This is a genomic window from Puribacter membranae, from assembly GCF_055380425.1.
Window position 1 is genome coordinate 741,595 of record NZ_AP040167.1, and the last position, 19,429, is coordinate 761,023.

Below are 19,429 nucleotides of genomic sequence, written 5' to 3' on the forward strand. Positions count from 1 at the left end.
GACAAATCCGACTAGTTCACTCGGGAAATGGTTTTGCGGTATGGAACGTCGTACAATGTATCCGACTGAATTCATCAACTATTTGAATAATCTATTCACCACCGATTGAAAGCGCTTTATGGCTCAACTGATTTCTATTGACGATCTGACACAGAAAAAACCGCTCAATCCCAAGGGCTTTGCCTTATTTGAACTGGCATTCCGCCCTTTTTTCCTGTTGGGCAATTTGTTTGCCTTGCTCTCGATCATACCGTGGGTATTGGCGCTGCATGGCACGCTGGCGTTGCCGCAGCTCTCCACTTGGTGGCACGCGCATGAGATGATTTTTGGCTTTTCGCTGGCGATTATCTTGGGGTTTTTGCTGACGGCGGCACAGACCTGGACGGGCGTACCGAGCGTGCGCGGCCGCTGGCTGGCGTTGTTGGTTCTGTTGTGGCTGTTGCCGCGTATGGGGCTGGTATTTTTGCCCGATGTGCCTCTGGCGGTCTGGGCAGCATCGGACTTTTTGTGCCACTTGGGTGCGTGGTGCGTGCTGGCGCGCATGATTATTCAGGTGAAACAATGGCGCAATGCGCCGTTTTTGGCGCTGCTGTTGCTGTTTGCCCTGCTGAGTTTAGCGAGCTATTATGCACAAGCGACGGAACAAATGGTTTGGGTCACGCGTATTCACTATGCCAGCGTGGGCGTGATTGCGGTGGTGCTTAATCTGATGGGTGGTCGTGTGATTCCCGCTTTCACGCAGAATGCGACGAAATACGGTCGCAAACCCGAGTCACCCTGGCTGCTGCGTTTAAGTAATACCGGCTTGTTGCTGATGGCGGTGTTTTGGCTGCTGGATGCGCCGATGGCACTGCAAATCACGGCAGGATTGACCGCATTGGTACTGTTTTATCGCTGGCATGGTTGGGGCTGGTACGCCACGCGAAATAATCCGCTGCTGTGGTCTTTGCATCTGAGTTTTGTTTGTCTGCCCTTGGCTTGCACCCTGCTCGCCTTCGCTTATCCGGCTTCGGGGGCATTGCATGTATTGACCGTCGGTGCGATTGCGGGATTGATCGTGGCGATGACCTCGCGCGTTGCGCTGGGTCACACCGGGCGTATGCTCAAAGCGCCGCGCTGGATGCCGTTGGCGTATGGTTTGATGTTTTTGGCGGCTATTTTGCGCGGCTTGGCGGGCTTAATCCACGTTTGGCCGCGCGCGTATTTGCCTTTGATTGATGCGGCGATGCTGTGCTGGGTCGTTTCGCTACTGATTTTTTTGCTGTACTACACGCAGATTCTGCTGCGCCCACGTTTGGATGGTAAGCCGGGTTGATCGGTACGCAAAAATATCACAACAAAATGGCTTGTTCCAGTTCGAGTAGTTTTTGCTTGCGCCAGATGCCGCCACCATAGCCGGTCAATGAGCCATTGCTGCCAATCACCCGATGGCATGGCACGATGATGGAGATTTTATTCATGCCGTTGGCATTGGCGACCGCACGGACTTTTTTGACGTCTCCCAGCAGCTGCGCCTGCTGCGCATAAGTCCACGTCGTCCCGTAGGGAATCTGCATCAGTATGTGCCAAACCTGCTGCTGAAAATCGCTTCCCACCCAATCCAGCGGCACGCTAAACTCGGTTCACTCACCTGAAAAATACTCTGTAAGCTGTTGTTCCAAAATAGAAAAGTGTGGATTTTCGCCTTACAAAATATGTGCGTTGCGCCTTTTCGCAATGTCTTTCAACTCGGTTTCAAGCATTTTGCGGTCACTGAATTCGAGCAGACAAATGCCGCGCTCGCTGGCGCAGGCGATCATCGTGCCCAGCGGTGTTTCGATGCGTTTTAGGTTCACCACATGGTGCTGTTTCGAGTGTGTCGGCGATACGCCGAAAATCGTTTTAAAACTGTCGGAAAAACCGCTCAGGCTCTCAAATCCGCTGTCATATGCCACGTCCAATATCCTTTCGCCTTGCTGTAATTTTTTAAACGCCGAATTGATGCGAAGCATCCGCTGATACGCCTGAAAGGTCATACCATGGTGTTTGACAAACCAACGGCGCAGGGTCGCCGGCTCAATGCCCCGCTCGCGCAAATCCGCGTCTCTGAATTTTTGCTCTGGACGCTCGGATAAAGCCTGCATCAGCGCACGGATGTATTCGGGCGTTTCGTTGAGGTATTCCAGTGGTTTGCAGATTTTGCATGGGCGGTAACCTTTGAGAATCGCCGCTTTGGTATTGTCAAAAAACTCAACGTTTTCAAATTTAGGCTTGCGCGCCGTACAGGTTGGTCGGCAAAAAATCCCCGTGGTTTTCACGCCCATCCAAAAGACGCCTTCAAAACTGGCGTCTTTGTCCAATGAGGCGCGGTACATCCGTTCGGCAGTCGGTTTCATAGGTTTTAATCAAAAGAGTGAAGATGGTGTCCACATTAAAGCCAATGCGAATGCAATGACAACCGAAAAATGAACAGCTATTTTTGAACCTCTGCCTCAGCGCCCAGCGCCTGACTCGGCTCAGGCCGCGTGGCAATGAATGTCGCCACCGACAACCCAATCGCCAACAACATGATTTTCAGCCACACGGTCGGAGCGAAATACAGCGCCAGCGCAAAGCCGATGGCCATCATCAGAAGAGATTTGCGTTTACTGGCTCGGCTGATCGCACGCTCACGCTCCCAATCCTGCAAGGAGGTGGCAAACACCGAACGATCGCGCAACCAATGATACAGCGGCGGATAACCGCGCGCAAAGCAATACGCTGCCAATAAAATAAAGGGAACGGTCGGCAGAATCGGCAAAAAAGCACCGATAATGCCCAATATCAGGCTGATTAACCCAATCAATAAATAAACGGCTTTGACCAGCAGCATCGCAATCCCTGTTTAAACGCCGCCGAACACCGCGCCGAAGCGAAATGCCACGCCCAAATAGACAAAACTCACGGCCAACAGCGTCACCATCAAAACGTGCAGGCAGAAAAATCGCACGCCTGCACCCTGCGGCTGGCGATAGAGTTTCGGAATCACACGAAAGCGCGCATGCGCGGCCACCAAAGCCGTGAGCAGCAACGCAATGAGTTTATAGCCAATCAAGTGAATGGGTGCTGCGTGCGGATCAAACCACTGCGCCATATCCGAGCTGTACGCCCATGCCAAGTGCAGTCCGGTAGCAATTTGTACGCCCAAAGCGGTCATGCCCAGCGGCTCATATTTGTGCTCAAATGTCAGTAATTCACTGGCATCGCGCAAACGCCACGCCTTCGGCACAAAGCGAATTGCCAAAATCAGATGACCGCCGACCCAAATAGATGCGCCCAGCAAATGCAAAAACAGCACCAACGCCATAAACCTCTCCTATTTTTATTCATTATTTGCGATGGTCGCTATTTTACCCTTATTCGGTTGGTATTTTGTCCAAACCGTGCTCAACCGCATAAACAGCGGCCTGTACACGCGAGCTGAGATTCAGTTTGCGCAAAATGCTCTGCACATGCACCTTGACGGTGCTCTCGGCGACATCCAAACCACGCGCAATGTGCTTGTTACTCACGCCTTTGGCCAGCCACGCGAGGGTTTCGCGCTCGCGCGGAGTCAGGGATTCAATCTCGGTCGATTGCTTATTGCTCTCGGGGGAACGCAAGCGTGCGACTAATTTCGCCGTCATTTCCGGCGACAGCACCGAGTCGCCATCGACCGCGCGGCGAATCGAGTCCAGCAGAAAATCAACGTTGATGTTTTTGAGTAAATACCCGCGCGCACCGATGCGCATGCACTCGGTCAAGTCGTTGCCATCCTCGGACACGGTAAGCATCATCACCGCCAAATCAGGCTGACTGGAGAGAATTTGCGACAAAGCTTCTTTACCATTCATCACCGGCATATCGATGTCCATCAGCACCACGTCCGGACGCAGCAACGCCACCAGCTTGATGCCCTCCAGACCATCGGCCGCCTCGCCGACGATTTCAAAATCCTCTTGCCGCTGCAATAGACTGCGCAAACCACTGCGAAACAGCGCGTGATCGTCCACCAGTAAAATTTTGGTCATGCGCTGCTGCTCTGAGTGAAGGTGTTGGGTATTCATAATGTGACATGCTCCTTACCGGGCAAAATGAGTTCGACGCGCGTGCCTCGCCCCAAATGTGAATGAATCTGTACGCTGGCGTTGACCAATTGCGCACGCTCGTGCATGATCGCCGTACCCACATGGCGCGTGCGTTTGCTCTCCAAGGTGTCGGCTTCAAAGCCAATGCCGTCGTCCTCGATGCTCATGACGAAATCTCCCGCTGCATTCGCTTGGTGGTGAATATCGACCCGCACGTTTTGCGCTTGCGCGTGTTTGCGTACATTGGAAAGCGCCTCTTGCAAAATAAAAATCACCTGCAATTGCTGTTGTGGGGAAAGCCAACATTCTCCACCTTGAATATTGAGCCGCGTGGTAATGCGCGCCTGCTGCTCAAAGCGTTGCAATACGCTGTGCGCGGCCTCGACGAAATCTTGCTTGTTAAGCCGTGTGCGGAAATTGAGCAATAACTCGCGTACATCCTCGTAGGACTCCTGCACACCGTTTTTAATGAATGCCAAATTTTCCTGCGCCTGCTCATCCTGCTGATTGTTCAGCGCATCTTCGAGCATTTGCACCTGCATATTGAGGAACGACAGGGTTTGTGCAATCGAGTCATGCAGGCCTTGCGCCATCAAGTTACGCTCCTCGACCACGGCAAATTGCCGATCGCGCGCGATCAGCCGTTGGTTTTCGATCGCCACTCCCAATTGGCTGCACAGCGCTTCGATCACGCGCTGCGTCGCTGGATTCATCGCCTGATCCGAGCGAAAGTACAAATTAAAAAGCCCCAGTTCATGGGTGTAAAACATCACCGGAAACATCATCACTTGAGCAAAACCGGCCTTCTGGCATTGCGTCGTGCGCCCCCACATCATTTTATTCGGATGCAACACGATGGTTTGTTCCTGATGCAGTGCGTTGCACGCGCAACCATTTAAATCGGTACAGATTAACGTTTGATCGCTCGGCTGATCCAAGCCAACGCTGGCCAAATAGTTGAGCTTATTCAACTGATTGTCCAGCAAACGAACACTCCCTGCCTGCGCTCCTGAAATGCTCAAAATCCGCTCAATAAAACCACGGCTCATTTCCTCGATGGTGTGCGACTCGTGCAAATACGCGGTCACGGCGTAGAGCGTGCTCAATTCCTGATTGCGCTCGCCCAACGCATGGGTTTTTTCCGCGACTTTATCCTCCAAATGGGCGTACAAATCCTGTAAACTTTCCGCCATTTGATTGAAACCTTTGGAGACCAAGCCAAACTCGTTTTGCTGATGCGAAATCACGCGAGCTTTCAGATCGCCGTCGCTCAGCCGCACGATGCCCGCGCGCAGCCCCTCCAAAGGTCGAATCACCAGCTTAAGTAATAGGTGAATGCCCGTAAAGGCGGTGAGAAAGGTCATGAAAATCAACAGCATCTGAAACAGCCGCAGCAGACGGATATTACGCGTATTGTCATCCTCGATCAGTTTCACCACACGGTTAATCGAATTGGCATAGTCGTCCAGCATCTGTCGATTATCCGCGTTGATGCTTTGCTGCGTTTGCGTCAGTTGTGCATACCACGGCAGCATTTGCTCATACCAGTGCTGCTCCAAGTTTGCCACCTGCGCGCGCAGTTCGCTGTTATCCGGTAAAAACAATTTGCCATGCCCGACATTGCGCAGATTGAGCAAAACGTGTTCAAACTCCGCCTGTTCGTCGCGCAGCTCGGGCGAATTCGGCGCTTGGTTATGCAGCAAAGCCATTTGAAACGTGCGTTTGCGCAGACTGCCCGCGTCGTTGATCGCCATGCCGCCGTTTTCCAACTCCCACGACAACAACAAGGTGTAACCCGTGAAAATCAAGGCGAAAATCAGCCAAATAATCATCCCGAGCAAAAGCTGGAATGACAAACTTTTGAATTTGGAAATTGAACGAAAGGCGGTCAATAAATTGTCTTGAACCATGTCAATTCGCCTCTCATTGATCATCCTTTTCGAGACTTTCAGGCAAGTGGGGATGCACAAAAGTACCGCTTTTGCCGCCTTCCTTGCGCAGCAGCATCACGCCGCCGATGCTCATGCTTTTATCCACCGCTTTGAGCATATCGTATACCGTCAGCAGCCCCACGCTCACGCTGGTGAGCGCCTCCATTTCCACGCCGGTTTTGCCGTAGGTTTCCGCAGTCACATCCATATGCAGCGTGTTTTGAGCCGGATCGAGGCGAAAATCCACCGCCACGCGCGTCAGCGCCAGCGGATGACACAGCGGAATGAGCTGCGCCGTCTGTTTACTCGCCGAAATGGCCGCAATACGCGCCACACCGAGTACATCGCCTTTGTGCGACGTGCCTGCGTTCAATTGCGCAAACGCCGTCTCGCTCATCGTGATGTGACCGGTCGCTTGCGCCACGCGACGGGTTTCGTTTTTCCCGCCGACGTCCACCATGTGTGCCTGTCCGTGCGCATCAAAGTGCGTTAGTTTTTGTGCTGTATCGTTCATAATCATGTGCTAAATTGTTGATGTATCTACCATATCATACGCCTGCACGATCGTCCATAAACCTTTTGGGGGATAACAGCGCCATCGTAAATGGGGATAATGGGATCGGTCAAACCAGTATTTTTAGAGGTTCTTATGATTCATATTCGTTATTTCGGGGTATTGCAAACGCGATTGAGCACCCGTGAAGAACAATTGCCTTGGCACGGCGGGGACAGCGACGCACTACTCGCCCAACTGCGCGCACGCGGCGAACCGTGGCTCAGTGAATTAGCTCCCGAACGAATTTTTAAAATCGCGCTCAATCGTCAACTGATTCACACGAACACCGTCATCGCTGATGGCGCCGAGGTCGGTTTTTTACCGCCGGTAACGGGAGGCTGACGGATGATTCATACCGCTTCGAGTTGTTGGCGCGAGGTGCGCATTCAAACGCAGCCCTTCTCTCTGGGCGAGGAAGAGTCACGTCTGCGCGCGCAGGCGCATAACGCGGGCGCATTGGTCGCATTTCAAGGCATGGTGCGCGAATTTGACCATGCGCAATCTCTGCGCGCTCTGTTTTTAGAACACTACGACGGTGTGACCGAAAGCGAGATTGAGCGCATTATCGACGAAGCGGCGGCGCGTTGGCCTTTATCGGTAGTGCAAGTGATCCACCGCGTCGGCCTACTGCACGCGAGCGAGCCGATTGTGCTGGTCATGGTCTGCGCCGAGCACCGCGCCGAGGCGTTTAACGCCGCGCAATTCATCATGGATTATCTGAAAACCCAAGCGCCGTTTTGGAAACGCGAACACCATGCCGATGGCTCTGAGGCATGGGTTGAAGCCAAAGCCAGCGATCAACAGGCGAGCGAACGCTGGTCATGAGCGAGCCATCAATCACCCACTCAAAAATCGCCGGATTGATTCTCGCCGGTGGACAATCGCGCCGCATGCAGGGGCAAGATAAAGGCTTGCAGATGCTGAATGGCCAAATGTTGGTGGCGCATGTCATTGCACGCCTGCGTCCGCAGCTTGGGCAAGTTTGGTTATGCGCCAATCGCCACCTGTCGCAGTACGAGACGTTTGACCTACCGGTATTTTCCGACGAAACCGCCTATCTGGGCATGGGGCCGTTGGCGGGTATTGCGAGTTTCACTGCCCATTTACCTGATGAATACACCCATGTGCAAATTGCGCCGTGCGACACGCCGTTTTTGCCTGCCGATTTGAGCGCGCGTTTGTATGCCGCCGCGTGCGCACACGACGCGCTGGCTGTCTATCCGCAAACGACCGAAGGCGCGCATTACAGTTGCGCCCTGCTGCATCGCTCTTTGCTCGCGTCTGCGGCATCGCATTTGCACCATGATTTGAACAACCGTCAGGGTCAGCGCAGTTTGCATGGCTGGTTGGCGCAACATCGAGCTTTGGCCGTAGCAGGCTTTGACGAAGCGGACTTTGCCAACATCAACACCCCCGAACAATTACAATTACACACTGAGCACACTGACTTTTTTGGAGCGAACCATGCTTGATTATCCTTTGGCGCTTGAACAACTGCTCGCCGAAGCCCTCACGCGCCGCACTGCTGTGGCCGAGCGTTCCTTGATCGACAGTCGCGGGCATTATTTGGCGCAGGCGATCAGCGCACAGCACGACATGCCGCAGTTTGATAACAGCGCGATGGACGGCTACGCGCTGTGCCTACACGACTCCGAAGAACAACTGTCGTACCGCCTGATTGGGCGCATTGCCGCAGGTGATTCGGCGGAGCCGATTCAGTTAAAACTCGGTCAAGCCGCGCGAATTTTTACCGGCGCGCCGATTCCGCATGGTTGTAATGCGGTGATTCCGCAGGAAAATACCCAAACCACCGGTGATGAATTGGTCTGCTTAAAAGCACCGAAAATCAATGACAACATTCGCCGTCGCGGTGAGGATTTTGCCTTCGGTACGGAGATTTTGCCGCAAGGCCATTTACTCACCCCCGCCGCCATTGGTTTGGCCGCCGGACAAGGCTACGCCGCATTACCCGTGCATCGTCCGCTGCGCGTGACCGTGTTCTCCAGTGGCAATGAGTTGCTCGAACCCTCACAAGCGCTGCACAGCGGCGCGATTTACGATGCGAACCGCTACCAGCTCATCACTTGGCTCACCGCGCTTCATTGCGAGGTGCGCGATGGCGGCATTTTGCCCGACGATTTGGTACGCACCGCCGAGCAATTGCAGCAGGCCAGTAGCAACAGCGATCTGATCATCACCAGCGGCGGCGCATCGGTCGGCGAAGAAGACCACCTCAAAGCCGCGATCACTCGCATTGGCAAACTGACGCAGTGGAAACTGGCGATCAAGCCGGGCAAACCGTTTGCTTGGGGCGAGATCGGCCACGCGCGCGTGATGATGTTGCCGGGCAATCCGGTGGCGACCTTTGTCACCTTCAAAATGCTGGTGGAGCCGAGCCTGCGTGTGATGATGGGCGCTCACCCGAACCAAGCTTTGGCCGAGCCAATCAGAGCGCGGGCGAATTTCAGCGCCAAAAAAGCCGACAGCCGCCGTGAATTTCTGCGCGGTATTCTGTGGCACGATGCACAAGGCGTCGCGCACGTCGACCGAATGAGTAACCAAGGCTCGCACATGCTCTCCGCCTGCGCACAGGCGAACTGCTTGATCGAAGTTGCCGCCGGTGTGTTGGTTGAGCAAGGCCAACTGCTACCTGTACATATTATTTAGAACGGAACTGATTCATGAATAATTTGAATGATTTGAATGGTTTAAGGCCCTTGAAAATCGGCCTTGTCTCCATTTCCGACCGCGCCAGCAGCGGCGTGTATGCGGACGAGGGTTTACCCGCGTTGCAAGACTGGCTCACGCGTGCGGTGCAAAATCCATTGATATTTGAATTACGTCTGATTCCCGATGAGCAAGCGCTGATCGAAGCGAATTTGGTCGAGCTGTGCGATGTGTACGGCTGCGAGCTGGTGTTCACCACCGGCGGCACCGGCCCTGCGCCGCGTGATGTCACGCCGCAAGCAACCTTGGCAGTTGCCGAGCGCGAGATGCCGGGCTTTGGCGAACAAATGCGGCAAATCAGTCTGCATTATGTGCCGACCGCCATTTTGTCACGGCAAACTGCTGTCATTCGTGGCCAATCACTGATTGTCAATTTACCCGGCCGCCCGAAATCCATCGCCGAGACGTTAGAAGGCGTGCGCGATGCCAACGGCACTGTCATCGTGCATGGCATTTTTTCCGCTATTCCCTACTGCATCGAACTGATGGGTGGAAGCTACATCGACACGCACGAAGCGGTATCGAAAGCCTTTCGACCGAAAAAGGCCTAACTTTCCTAATCCTGCTGGGTGTGTGCGGCGCATACCGGACAATCGGAATTTTTGCTCAAGCCAAAATTGAGCCATTCGCCATTGAGCGCATCAAAAGTCTGCAATTGCCCGATGGCGGCATCGGCCAAGCCCAAAAGCACGCGCAGCGCCAAACTCGCCTGCATCGCGCCAATGACGCCCACCAGCGGTGAAAATACCCCGAGCGTCGCGCATGCACCGTCATTGACCTGCTCGGTGGTTTCAGGAAATACACAGGCGTAGCACGGAGCATCCACCCTGCACGGATCATACAGTGCGATTTGCCCCTCAAAGCGCACCGCCGCGCCGGACACCAGCGGAATGCGCGACTGAACCGCCGCTCGGTTGATCGCATGACGCGTAGCAAAATTATCCGTGCAGTCCAAAATCACATTTACCGAATGGTCCGCACACAGCGTTATCAAATCCGCCAGAGCCACGCGCTCATTCACCACCCGCACCTGAATGTCGGGATTAAGCTGCGCAATCCGCGTCGCCATGACCATGCTTTTCGGCTCGCCCAAATCCGCCATTTGGTAGCTCACTTGCCGTTGCAAATTCGACAGTTCAATCACGTCCGCATCAATCAGAGTCAATCGCCCCACGCCACTGGCGGCCAAATACGGAATCGCCGCGGAGCCAAGCCCACCGCAGCCGACAACCAATATATGACTGGCGAGCAAACGCGCCTGCCCTTCAAGGTCAATTGCATCAAGCAAAATATGACGCGAATAGCGCGCCAGTTGCGCATCATCCAAGTCATTTAAATCCATTGTGAGCGGTTTTCGCTCGTGTTCAGCAGCATTCATCGGTCAACTTTAAAAAACTCTTTTATAATGCACCGCAGTATACCCTCAACCAATGCGCATCGGGCATCCACCATTGGACGTAGTGTCATCGCAGCGCGTCAATCATACAATACAGGACATAACGAGACACCATAGGACTATCGTCATGCTACAAGACCGCTTCGGCCGCACCATCGACTATCTGCGCATCTCCGTGACAGATCGCTGCGATTTGCGTTGCGCCTATTGCATCCCGAAAGGTTTTCGTGGCTTCGAGATTCCCGAGTCATGGCTCAGTATCGAGGAAATCACCCGCGTGGTCCATGCGTTTGCGCAACTGGGCACACGCCGCATTCGTCTGACCGGCGGCGAGCCGCTGCTGCGCAAGGACCTCGTACCACTGGTGCGTCAGATCAGCGCGATTGACGGCATTGACGATCTATCGCTCTCGACCAACGCCACGCGACTGGCGATTCATGCCTATGAACTGCGGCGCGCGGGCTTGAACCGCATCAATGTCAGCCTCGATTCACTGCGCGGCGAATGTGTGCGTGAAATCACCGGCAACGACAGCCTGCCCAAAGTACTCCACGGCCTGCGCATGGCCAAAGGTGCGGGATTCGAGCAAATCAAGCTGAATATGGTGCTGCTGCAAGGCGTGAATGAGCAAGATGTCGGTGAAATGCTTGAATACTGCATCGAAAACGGCTTTACCCTGCGGCTCATCGAAAACATGCCGATGGGTTCGTCCGCTCGCAGCATGGGCTACGCCAGCGCGCAGCCGATACTCAACACACTCAAACACAAACATCAGCTCATACCGCTGGATAAAACTTTGGGCGGCGGCCCGGCGCGTTATTGGCAGACTGCCGACGGACGCTGCACCATCGGCCTGATCACGCCGATTTCCCAACACTTTTGTGACACCTGCAACCGCATTCGCATGGCGGTTGATGGTACTTTGTATATGTGTTTGGGGCAGGAAGAAAAATTTGAACTGCGTCCGCTGCTTCGCGCCGGCTGCTCGGACGAAGAACTCCAAAACGCCATTCGCCAAGCGATTGAACTCAAACCGGAAAAGCACGAATTCAAAGAAAAACCTGAAAAAATCGTGCGTTTTATGTCTATGACGGGCGGTTAAAACCTACACAGTTGCAATCACTTTTGCGCAATGCGCTGTTGCAAAATCAGACTGATTTTAGCGATCAACACATCCACCGCCACATTGTTGCGCTCATCACTCGGAATGATGATGTTGGCATAGCGTTTGGTCGGCTCAACAAACTGATTGTGCATCGGTCGAACCTGCCCCGTGTACTGCTCCACCACCGACTCCATCGAGCGCCCACGCTCCAGACAATCGCGCTGCATCCGCCGAATAAAGCGCAAATCCGAATCGGTATCGACGAATAATTTGATGTCCATCAGATTACGGATTTTTTCATCATACAGCGCCAAAATGCCTTCGAGGATAATCACATCCACTGGCGCTTGGTGCTTGGTATGTGTCGCGCGGTTATCGGCAGCATAGTCGTATTGCGGCAGCTCCACCGCTTCGCGTCGGAGCAAGGCACTCAATTGCGCATACATCAATTCATTATCAAACGAAAACGGATGATCGTAGTTTTGCAAACGACGTTCCGCCGGAGATAAATCCGACTGGTCTTTGTAATAATAATCCTGCTCAATAATGGTGATGGGGTAACCACTGAAATGCTCGTACAGAGCACGCGAAACCGTGGTTTTACCGGAGCCGGAGCCGCCGGCGACGCCTATGATGATGGGTTTTGTATTCATAAAAAACTGTCTGAATGTCGGTCAGTCGTGCCCAACCCAATATGTCATTGGATATTACGCGCCAAGATTCGTGGCATACGATAATTGAGACGGATTGAAAGCCATAATTATATAAGAATCAGGTTTAAAAACCCACCTATCCGGCGGATAAAACCACTCATTTCACAGATATCCGCCACGGCGTTTAGGACAAATACGCCCGCTTCAATCGCTGCCCTATCCAGTGCGCGGTGACTTGCAAAGGCTAGCCTTCATCCAATCAACTTTATTGCAACTTTATCTTCAGCACCTATTTCAAACGGACTGTGAAAAGCGCTTCGAGCTTATCGGACAAATTTTTCTATGGTGATATTCCGAGCGGCCGCCAGTGTGCTGCAATCACCGTCAAACCGCCAGATACAGTAGATCGGCCGCGTCGTTCAAGTCATCCCGATAAAACAGCGCCAGATTATCCCACTGCGCGTAATAGGTGATATCGCCCTCCTTGCCTTGATAACGCTCGGGGGCGCTAGTGGTGTCGAGTTTGAATGCTGGATACGCGATTTTTCGCAGACGGCGTAGTCTTCCAACGGCAGAGTGAGCGGCAGTTGCGCCATTAGGCTGCAGTGGGCGGGATTGTCGGCCAGCGTGGCAGTGCGGGTTGTGTGATCCAAGGTGATTTTAATTTTCATCTCTTTGGCTCCAATCAACAGCGTGTTTTTTCAACGATATTTTGGATTTCGTTATACACCACGCTATCGGCGGCAATGGTTTGGTTTTCGAGGAACGATAAGGTCTTGTTGTTTCTCTGATTTATGGATGCGAACCTTCTGAATACGGATAAACGTCTTCATCAAGCATTGACAAAGCAGACACTTTATTTCAAAAAACACCACTGATTTTTTAACATATTTACAGAAAAGCAGAAAAATCTTTTTATAATTTATTGCCTTAATAAGAGGCGTAAACCCAAAAGGACTTTATGATGAAACCATCAACATCTGCTTCTCCTCTTTTTTCCGATTATTTCAACGACTGGGTCGCCACCTATAAAGAAGGTGCAATCCGTCTGGTTACGATGAAAAAATACCGCTCCACACAGCACTGGATTAAAACCCTTGCGCCCAGCTTACACATTGGTGAAATTACCCGGATTGCCTATCAGAAATTGCTCAATGATTATGCGCAAACGCATGAACGACAAACCACGCTGGATTTTCATCATCAGCTCAAAGGCGCCATTCTAGATGCGGTGGATGACGGCTTGCTTGATAGTGATCCGAGTCGCAAAGCCATTATCAAAGGTAAAACGCCGAGAGGCAAAAAAATCAAATACCTCAATCAGTTTGAATTGCAGGCTTTGCTGAATAGCCTGAATTTATCGCCAACCCTGAATTGGGACTGGTTTATCCTACTGGTGGCCAAAACCGGCATGCGCTTTTCCGAAGCCTTGGCGGTGACACCGGCCGATTTTGATTTTGCCCACCAAACCCTGCAAGTCAACAAAACATGGAATTACAAGGAAAAAGGTGGCTTTTCCCCCACCAAAAATCGCTCTTCGGTGCGCAAAATCCAGATTGATTGGCAAACCGTGATTCAGTTTTCGCAACTGGTGAAAAACCTGCCGCCGGAGCAGCCGGTATTCCATCATCCAAACCCAATTTACAACTCCACCATCAACGGCATCTTGGCGCGCTTGTGCCACAAAGCCAATGTTTCCGCCATCACCATCCACGGCTTGCGCCACACCCATGCCTCTTTATTGCTTTTTGCCGGGGTATCGATTGCCAGCGTGGCGAGAAGGCTCGGGCATTCGAGCATGACCACCACGCAGCACACTTATATTCATATTATTCAAGAACTTGAAAATCAAGATACCGATATTGTGATGCGGCATTTGGCTGGACTTTGCTAACCAAAAACAGGCGGATATCGTGTCCGCTTGTTTTATTTTTGACGCTTTTTGAAGCACCGGCTTACGTTGATGAGAAGCGATAGCCGCGTCCAGCTGTCTGAAAAAGTCGCCGATGGCGGTTTGTTCTTCTAATGCTGGAAATGACAAAACAACAGAGGATAGTCGCCCAGTATTTATACTCAGCACTTTTGAGCCTTGTGCTTGTTTTTGGATTTGCAGGCGAACATTACTAGACTGAAATAAATAACCGTTAAACCCTTTTGAAAATTTTTTTTCGCTGGGTCTTGCCAGCAAAGTGTGTAATCCCGAAAGCACTTTTTCATTATTTAAGTTAATAATTTCAATACTTTTCCCAACATCTTTCAAATCTTCTGAAGCATCTGCAAAAACTAAATCTCCCTCTTTGCAATAAAAATCTTCTGAAATTTTATCTATATTCATTGCACTATTTATAAACGGAACTTTCTCCTTAGCTATATCAAATAATGCTTGAAATTTTGTATGAATATCACCGTAATGAATATTTCTAACTTTGCCATTTTCATAGTTTAAATTCTCTCTAGAAAATGAATTAGTTATCTTAAATTTTACGCATTCCCCCAGCTTTCGCTGTTCCCAAGCGTGTGTCTTTTATCGTTCAAATTTAGGAAGCTATTTCACACACGCTTGGGAACAGCGAAAGCTGGGAGAAATTCTAGAAATAAATCAAATTCCAGTTCCGAAGCCCTCAAGCTCATATATTCGTTTAGGTATAAGAAGTCACGGCAAAGGCACATTTCATGAGCAGGTAGAGGCAGGCTCAGGGTTGGCAGTTGATACTATGTTCAAGGTAGAAACGGATAATTTAATTATTAACATAACATTTGCTTGGGAATTGGCATTGGCAGTAACCGATGCCGAAGATGATGGAAAGCTGGTTTCACACAGATTTCCTCAATATAAATTCAAAAGCCAATACTCGCCTACTTTCTTTAAGAATTTAATATATGACAAAAAATTTAAAAGTGATTTGATGCTTGCTTCACCAGGTGGCGCAGGGAGAAATCGGGTTTTGAAAAAGTCTGAATTTTTAGATATTGAAAGAACTGTACCCAAACAAATTGAGGAACAAACCGCCATCGGCAACTTCTTCAAGCAGTTGGACGCGGCTATCGCTTCTCATCAACGTAAGGCTTAAAAATCAAACAGCCATTGCGACTGCGTCCCGCAATGGCTGTTTGACCACTAAATTTTAAATTTTCACACCTAATAATCTCAATTGTTCGTGAATTTCTTGCTCCAGCTTGGCAATTTCGCGGTTGTCTTCGGCCAGCTGCTGCAAAACCAGATTCAGATCAATTTGCTCTTCTTCTTCAAAGGTATCCACATAGCGAGGGATATTCAAGTTGAAGTCGTTTTCCCTGATTTCTTCAATCGAGGCAACATGAGCATATTTTTCAATATCTTGCCGTGCCTTATAGGCGGAAATAATTTTTTCGATATGCGCATCGTTTAACTTATTTTGATTTTTGTCTTTTTCAAAATCATGGCTGGCGTCGATAAATAAAATATCCTTGTTTTGACGGTTTTTCTTGAACACTAAGATGGTGGTGGGAATGCCCGTGCCGTAAAACAGATTGGCAGGCAAGCCAATCACCGTATCAAGGTAATTTTTTTCAATCACGGTTTGGCGGATATGTCCCTCCGCTGCGCCACGGAACAATACGCCGTGCGGCAGCACAATGGCCATGGTGCCGTTGTCGTTCAGATGGTAGATGCTGTGTAGAATGAAGGCATAATCGGCCTTGGATGAAGGTGCCAGCTTGCCGTAGGGGCTAAAACGGGGATCTTTTAATTTGGTGTCGGCATTATCCCATTTGGCCGAATAGGGCGGATTGGCCACCACGGCATCGAAAGCGCGCGGCTGATCCACACCTTTATCGTCCGGCCCGTCCGGCCAATCGCTCTCCAGGGTATCGGCATTGTGCAGGGTCATATTGTGATAATTCACCCCGTGCATCATCAAATTCATCCGTGCTAGGTTGTAAGTGGTGGTATTCAACTCCTGCCCGTAAAACTTGATAGCGCCTTCTTTTTCGCCACCGGGCAACTCACCGCGCACAGTCAGCAGCAGCGAGCCTGAGCCCATGGCCGGATCGTATACCGCAAAAGCCTGTTTGGATGGGGCTACATTGTGGGTAACCAGCTTCGCCAAAATTTTGCTCACTTGGTGTGGGGTATAGAATTCCCCCCCTTTTTTACCCGCTGATGCGGCAAACTGGCCGATGAGGTATTCATAAATTTCACCGAGAATATCTTTGCCGTCATCTCCCTTGTATTGCACGCTATCCACCAATTTTGCAATACCATTCAATGCTTTGGCGCGGGCGATGGTGGAATTGCCTAAGCGGGAATCGCCCAAATTGATGTCGTTAAACAGGCCGCTGAAATCCTGATAGGCTTCTTTATTTAGCTCGGCGTTTTTATTGAAGCTGTCGAATAGGGTTTGGTAATCGCTTGGAACTACCTGATTGTTATCGATTTTCTCAATCAACGATGCCCAGGTGTTTTCCGGATTGATGGCATAGCCCAAAGTGGCGGAAATATCCTGCAAGTAATCGTCCAGATCATCGCCTGATGCCTGTGCTTTATAGGCTTCATTCAGCGATTGTCCCTCCATCAAATCCAGCACATCGCCACCCAGCAGGTAGGCTTCTTGCCGTTCGGATAAATAGCGGTAAAACATAAAGGCCAAAATATAGTTTTTGTATTCCGAGGCGTCCATATTGCCGCGCAATTCATTGGCCATGGCCCATAGCTTGGCGGTAATAGTTTGTAAATTATTGTTCATGGTGAATTCTCTTGTGTAATTGGTTGTTTATACAAACATTTGTTGCAATAAACCCTTTTTTAGGGCTTGCATATGTTCGAGTTTACGTTGATGAGAAGCGATAGCCGCGTCCAGCTGGCGGAAGAAGTCGCCGATGGCGGTTTGTTCTTGGATTGATTTTGGTATTGCTAGCGTTGTTGTAAAAAACTCTGAAGCTGAAATATTTAAAAGTCCATGATTTCTTGCACCCTCAACCGCAATGCTTGCCACTTGGTTATGCCAGTAGTTTGTGTCGTAATAAGAAACTAAAAATTGAGAATTAATGTTAGTTGGTTTAAAAACAATATAAAGTGTTGATAAAACACCATAATCATAATTATTCAATCGCTTAACAGCTCCCCAAGGATAGCCATTAGAATAACTTTTGTTATAAGCAAACTCGCCATTTTTAATTAAGTAATATCCACTAATATTTTTACTTGCAATTTGCTTATCAAAAAATTCTGTTTGTGCAATAAGTCCATACTGTGCAGAAATTGTTAATGGCAATTTACTTATCATTTCAGTATTTTTTCTAGTAACTCTTTCTGCCACTTCCCCCAGCTTTCGCTGTTCCCAAGCATCAGTAAAATTCGGGAATCTAAGCTCCGGAAATGCCTCTCCATCCTTGGGAAACATTTTTTGCAGTAAACTTTTCTTTAATTCCTTTACCCTCTCCAACTTACGCTGATGAGAAGCGATAGCCGCATCCAGCTGCCTGAAGAAGTTGCCGATGGCGGTTTGTTCTTGTGGACTTGGAATATAAATATCTTGATTTCTCACCAAATCAGAATTCAAATTGACTTGGCTTCCTGGCTGCCCATATTTTTTCCAATTTTCTCTAAACGCATCTAACCATTGAAACATGAATTCTTGTTCAAACTTAGGATTTAGAAATATCAAAAAGCCGTCATGCACGCCTGTCTTGACGTAATTCACTACTGGCTTGCCGACAGTAGCAGCAATACTTAAAAGCAAATGTGGTTCAACCAGAACTCTGGTTTTCTCTTGCCCTAATTTTGAAATACGCTGTGCTAAATATTTTATTCGTCCATCTTGCTCAGTGACATCTGAAATTCGTAACCAGCCAACATCTGAATCATTATCAAACCATTTTACATCTTGAATAGGACGAGGGCTTGCGCCACGAACAATATCAGCTAGCTCCCCCAGCTTTCGCTGTTCCCAAGCGTCATTGAAGCCGGGGAAGCGTAATCTCGGCACTTGCCGCTTATTTTTTTCCACTTTTTTCTCCTTGAATGCGTTTCACCGCTTTATCAAAATCTGAGGTGATTTTTTGCTGTTTATTGAATGCCTGATATTCTCCCACCGCTCTTTGTGCTGCTTGCTTTTGGCTGATTTTGCCTTTGTGCGGCAGGATGTCGTAGCGGTTAAAGGCTAAGAAATCATCAATGCTTTTGGCAAAATCCTGCATCCCCAATAGATGTTCGTCTTCCAGCAGGCGCTCTACGTAATCGAAATAGGCGGATACGCTGCGTTCCAGTTTTTTAATTTCTAGCTCTGAAAGGTAGTTTTTGGCTACGACCACATCCGATTGCAGAATCCGCCCGTCGGGGGCATTTTTCCATGTGGTCAGCCCCATGTGGTTTTTTGACTGATCGGCGTGGGTGTAAACAATCTCTGCTGCGGTTTGCCCCGTAATAGCGTAATGGAATTTATTTTGCACGGTTGCGTAAAATTCTTGGGTAATGCTTGCGTTTTTGTCGTAATCATAAGAAATTTCGGCAAAAACATCGGTGATCTGCTGCCAAATACGGCGTTCGCTGGCTCGAATGGAGCGGACGGTTTCCAGCAAGTCGCGGAAATAGTCTTTGCCAAAAGCATTTTCTCCCCGCTTCATCCTTTCGGCATCAATTACAAAGCCTTTTTGGATATAGTCTTTTAAAATGCTGGTTGCCCAAATGCGAAATTTGGTGGCTTTTTGGGAATTAACGCGGTAGCCGACGGAAATAATGGCATCAAGGTTGTAGTGTTCAATTTCCCGCGTAACCTGTCTGCTGCCTTCTTGACGAACTATTCGGAATTTCCGAATAGTTGGATTTTGTTCTAACTCGCCACTTTCAAAGATATTTTTCAAGTGTTCGTTAATGGTCGGCACGCTGACAGAAAACAATTCGGCAATACTTTTTTGGGTCGCCCAAAGGGTTTCATCTTGAACCAATACCTCCGTCTGCCCGCCCTCATCATAAATCAGAAACTGTATTTCATTCATG

The 19,429-nt window shown here is 50.1% G+C and carries 21 protein-coding genes and 2 pseudogenes; 9 read left to right on the forward strand and 14 right to left on the reverse strand.

What is annotated here, in order from left to right:
• The first annotated feature begins 118 nt into the window (after positions 1-118).
• Positions 119-1,315, forward strand: coding sequence for an NnrS family protein (locus ACZ41M_RS03615; protein ID WP_464730276.1), 1,197 nt, complete (start codon positions 119-121; stop codon positions 1,313-1,315).
• A 16-nt stretch (positions 1,316-1,331) separates the two neighbouring features.
• Here ACZ41M_RS03615 and ACZ41M_RS03620 read toward each other — a convergent pair whose 3' ends face one another.
• The 7 genes from ACZ41M_RS03620 to moaC form a co-directional block, all read right to left on the reverse strand.
• On the reverse strand, positions 1,332-1,610 hold the full coding sequence (locus ACZ41M_RS03620; protein ID WP_464730275.1) for a methylated-DNA--[protein]-cysteine S-methyltransferase: 279 nt from the start codon (positions 1,608-1,610) through the stop codon (positions 1,332-1,334).
• A gap of 75 nt (positions 1,611-1,685) precedes the next feature.
• Positions 1,686-2,375 (reverse strand): bifunctional transcriptional activator/DNA repair enzyme AdaA, encoded by a 690-nt coding sequence (locus ACZ41M_RS03625; RefSeq protein ID WP_464730274.1) that lies wholly within the window; start codon positions 2,373-2,375, stop codon positions 1,686-1,688.
• Positions 2,376-2,452: 77 nt separating this feature from the next.
• Positions 2,453-2,851 carry a YbaN family protein gene (locus ACZ41M_RS03630; RefSeq protein ID WP_464730273.1) on the reverse strand — a complete coding sequence of 133 codons (399 nt, stop codon included), beginning with the start codon at positions 2,849-2,851 and terminating at the stop codon, positions 2,453-2,455.
• A 12-nt stretch (positions 2,852-2,863) separates the two neighbouring features.
• Entirely contained in the window at positions 2,864-3,325 is a 462-nt protein-coding gene (locus ACZ41M_RS03635) for a CopD family protein (RefSeq protein ID WP_464730272.1), read from the reverse strand.
• 49 nt (positions 3,326-3,374) lie between these two features.
• Positions 3,375-4,064, reverse strand: coding sequence for a response regulator (locus ACZ41M_RS03640; protein ID WP_464730271.1), 690 nt, complete (start codon positions 4,062-4,064; stop codon positions 3,375-3,377).
• Positions 4,061-5,995 carry a histidine kinase gene (locus ACZ41M_RS03645; RefSeq protein ID WP_464730270.1) on the reverse strand — a complete coding sequence of 645 codons (1,935 nt, stop codon included), beginning with the start codon at positions 5,993-5,995 and terminating at the stop codon, positions 4,061-4,063. The genes ACZ41M_RS03640 and ACZ41M_RS03645 overlap by 4 nt, the downstream gene beginning before the upstream one ends.
• 13 nt (positions 5,996-6,008) lie before the next feature.
• On the reverse strand, positions 6,009-6,530 hold the full coding sequence (gene moaC / locus ACZ41M_RS03650) for a cyclic pyranopterin monophosphate synthase MoaC (protein ID WP_464730269.1): 522 nt from the start codon (positions 6,528-6,530) through the stop codon (positions 6,009-6,011).
• A 135-nt stretch (positions 6,531-6,665) separates the two neighbouring features.
• Between moaC and ACZ41M_RS03655 the strand changes: the two genes are divergently transcribed.
• From ACZ41M_RS03655 to mog, 5 genes are read left to right on the forward strand one after another with little or no spacing between them, the layout of a single operon-like run.
• On the forward strand, positions 6,666-6,914 hold the full coding sequence (locus tag ACZ41M_RS03655) for a MoaD/ThiS family protein (protein ID WP_464730268.1): 249 nt from the start codon (positions 6,666-6,668) through the stop codon (positions 6,912-6,914).
• A 3-nt stretch (positions 6,915-6,917) separates the two neighbouring features.
• Positions 6,918-7,397, forward strand: a complete 480-nt coding sequence (locus ACZ41M_RS03660; RefSeq protein ID WP_464730267.1) for a molybdenum cofactor biosynthesis protein MoaE — start codon at positions 6,918-6,920, stop codon at positions 7,395-7,397.
• Complete coding sequence (mobA, locus tag ACZ41M_RS03665) at positions 7,394-8,044, forward strand: molybdenum cofactor guanylyltransferase MobA (RefSeq protein WP_464730266.1); 651 nt, start codon at positions 7,394-7,396, stop codon at positions 8,042-8,044. The genes ACZ41M_RS03660 and mobA overlap by 4 nt, the downstream gene beginning before the upstream one ends.
• On the forward strand, positions 8,037-9,239 hold the full coding sequence (locus ACZ41M_RS03670) for a molybdopterin molybdotransferase MoeA (protein ID WP_464730265.1): 1,203 nt from the start codon (positions 8,037-8,039) through the stop codon (positions 9,237-9,239). The genes mobA and ACZ41M_RS03670 overlap by 8 nt, the downstream gene beginning before the upstream one ends.
• Before the next feature lie 14 nt (positions 9,240-9,253).
• Positions 9,254-9,850 carry a molybdopterin adenylyltransferase gene (gene mog / locus ACZ41M_RS03675; protein ID WP_464730264.1) on the forward strand — a complete coding sequence of 199 codons (597 nt, stop codon included), beginning with the start codon at positions 9,254-9,256 and terminating at the stop codon, positions 9,848-9,850.
• A 5-nt stretch (positions 9,851-9,855) separates the two neighbouring features.
• Here mog and ACZ41M_RS03680 read toward each other — a convergent pair whose 3' ends face one another.
• Positions 9,856-10,677 carry a HesA/MoeB/ThiF family protein gene (locus ACZ41M_RS03680; protein WP_464730263.1) on the reverse strand — a complete coding sequence of 274 codons (822 nt, stop codon included), beginning with the start codon at positions 10,675-10,677 and terminating at the stop codon, positions 9,856-9,858.
• 145 nt (positions 10,678-10,822) lie between these two features.
• On the opposite strand from ACZ41M_RS03680, the gene moaA reads away from it, so the two are divergent.
• Positions 10,823-11,797 carry a GTP 3',8-cyclase MoaA gene (gene moaA / locus ACZ41M_RS03685; RefSeq protein ID WP_464730262.1) on the forward strand — a complete coding sequence of 325 codons (975 nt, stop codon included), beginning with the start codon at positions 10,823-10,825 and terminating at the stop codon, positions 11,795-11,797.
• Positions 11,798-11,814: 17 nt separating this feature from the next.
• On the opposite strand, the gene udk is transcribed toward moaA, so the two are convergent.
• A complete protein-coding gene (gene udk, locus ACZ41M_RS03690) occupies positions 11,815-12,453 on the reverse strand; it encodes a uridine kinase (RefSeq protein WP_464730261.1) in 639 nt (212 codons plus the stop codon).
• 384 nt (positions 12,454-12,837) lie between these two features.
• Positions 12,838-13,124, reverse strand: a pseudogene (locus ACZ41M_RS03695) (cyclophilin-like fold protein).
• Between the two features lie 290 nt (positions 13,125-13,414).
• Here ACZ41M_RS03695 and ACZ41M_RS03700 point away from each other — a divergent pair.
• Positions 13,415-14,347, forward strand: a complete 933-nt coding sequence (locus tag ACZ41M_RS03700) for a site-specific integrase (RefSeq protein WP_464730260.1) — start codon at positions 13,415-13,417, stop codon at positions 14,345-14,347.
• A gap of 69 nt (positions 14,348-14,416) precedes the next feature.
• On the opposite strand, the pseudogene ACZ41M_RS03705 reads toward ACZ41M_RS03700, so the two are convergent.
• Positions 14,417-14,953, reverse strand: a pseudogene (locus ACZ41M_RS03705) (restriction endonuclease subunit S); the annotation flags it as partial.
• 199 nt (positions 14,954-15,152) lie between these two features.
• On the opposite strand from ACZ41M_RS03705, the gene ACZ41M_RS03710 reads away from it, so the two are divergent.
• Complete coding sequence (locus tag ACZ41M_RS03710; protein WP_464730259.1) at positions 15,153-15,524, forward strand: restriction endonuclease subunit S domain-containing protein; 372 nt, start codon at positions 15,153-15,155, stop codon at positions 15,522-15,524.
• 54 nt (positions 15,525-15,578) lie between these two features.
• Here the strand turns inward: ACZ41M_RS03710 and ACZ41M_RS03715 are convergent, their stop codons facing one another.
• From ACZ41M_RS03715 to ACZ41M_RS03725, 3 genes are read right to left on the reverse strand one after another with little or no spacing between them, the layout of a single operon-like run.
• On the reverse strand, positions 15,579-17,177 hold the full coding sequence (locus tag ACZ41M_RS03715; protein WP_464730258.1) for a type I restriction-modification system subunit M: 1,599 nt from the start codon (positions 17,175-17,177) through the stop codon (positions 15,579-15,581).
• A 27-nt stretch (positions 17,178-17,204) separates the two neighbouring features.
• Complete coding sequence (locus tag ACZ41M_RS03720) at positions 17,205-18,440, reverse strand: restriction endonuclease subunit S (RefSeq protein ID WP_464730257.1); 1,236 nt, start codon at positions 18,438-18,440, stop codon at positions 17,205-17,207.
• Positions 18,427-19,428, reverse strand: a complete 1,002-nt coding sequence (locus ACZ41M_RS03725) for a virulence RhuM family protein (protein ID WP_464730256.1) — start codon at positions 19,426-19,428, stop codon at positions 18,427-18,429. Before ACZ41M_RS03725 ends, ACZ41M_RS03720 begins: the two co-directional genes overlap by 14 nt.
• Between the last annotated feature and the right edge of the window lies 1 nt (position 19,429).

Coding starts and splice junctions, on each gene's coding strand:
- ACZ41M_RS03615 (WP_464730276.1), top strand. CDS start 119: ATGGCTCAACTGATTTCTATTGACGATCTGACACAGAAAAAACCGCTC.
- ACZ41M_RS03715 (WP_464730258.1), bottom strand. CDS start 17,177: ATGAACAATAATTTACAAACTATTACCGCCAAGCTATGGGCCATGGCC.
- ACZ41M_RS03630 (WP_464730273.1), bottom strand. CDS start 2,851: ATGCTGCTGGTCAAAGCCGTTTATTTATTGATTGGGTTAATCAGCCTG.
- ACZ41M_RS03660 (WP_464730267.1), top strand. CDS start 6,918: ATGATTCATACCGCTTCGAGTTGTTGGCGCGAGGTGCGCATTCAAACG.
- ACZ41M_RS03640 (WP_464730271.1), bottom strand. CDS start 4,064: ATGAATACCCAACACCTTCACTCAGAGCAGCAGCGCATGACCAAAATT.
- ACZ41M_RS03670 (WP_464730265.1), top strand. CDS start 8,037: ATGCTTGATTATCCTTTGGCGCTTGAACAACTGCTCGCCGAAGCCCTC.
- ACZ41M_RS03635 (WP_464730272.1), bottom strand. CDS start 3,325: ATGGCGTTGGTGCTGTTTTTGCATTTGCTGGGCGCATCTATTTGGGTC.
- moaC (WP_464730269.1), bottom strand. CDS start 6,530: ATGAACGATACAGCACAAAAACTAACGCACTTTGATGCGCACGGACAG.
- mobA (WP_464730266.1), top strand. CDS start 7,394: ATGAGCGAGCCATCAATCACCCACTCAAAAATCGCCGGATTGATTCTC.
- ACZ41M_RS03655 (WP_464730268.1), top strand. CDS start 6,666: ATGATTCATATTCGTTATTTCGGGGTATTGCAAACGCGATTGAGCACC.
- udk (WP_464730261.1), bottom strand. CDS start 12,453: ATGAATACAAAACCCATCATCATAGGCGTCGCCGGCGGCTCCGGCTCC.
- ACZ41M_RS03625 (WP_464730274.1), bottom strand. CDS start 2,375: ATGAAACCGACTGCCGAACGGATGTACCGCGCCTCATTGGACAAAGAC.
- ACZ41M_RS03700 (WP_464730260.1), top strand. CDS start 13,415: ATGATGAAACCATCAACATCTGCTTCTCCTCTTTTTTCCGATTATTTC.
- mog (WP_464730264.1), top strand. CDS start 9,254: ATGAATAATTTGAATGATTTGAATGGTTTAAGGCCCTTGAAAATCGGC.
- ACZ41M_RS03680 (WP_464730263.1), bottom strand. CDS start 10,677: ATGAATGCTGCTGAACACGAGCGAAAACCGCTCACAATGGATTTAAAT.
- moaA (WP_464730262.1), top strand. CDS start 10,823: ATGCTACAAGACCGCTTCGGCCGCACCATCGACTATCTGCGCATCTCC.
- ACZ41M_RS03725 (WP_464730256.1), bottom strand. CDS start 19,428: ATGAATGAAATACAGTTTCTGATTTATGATGAGGGCGGGCAGACGGAG.
- ACZ41M_RS03645 (WP_464730270.1), bottom strand. CDS start 5,995: ATGGTTCAAGACAATTTATTGACCGCCTTTCGTTCAATTTCCAAATTC.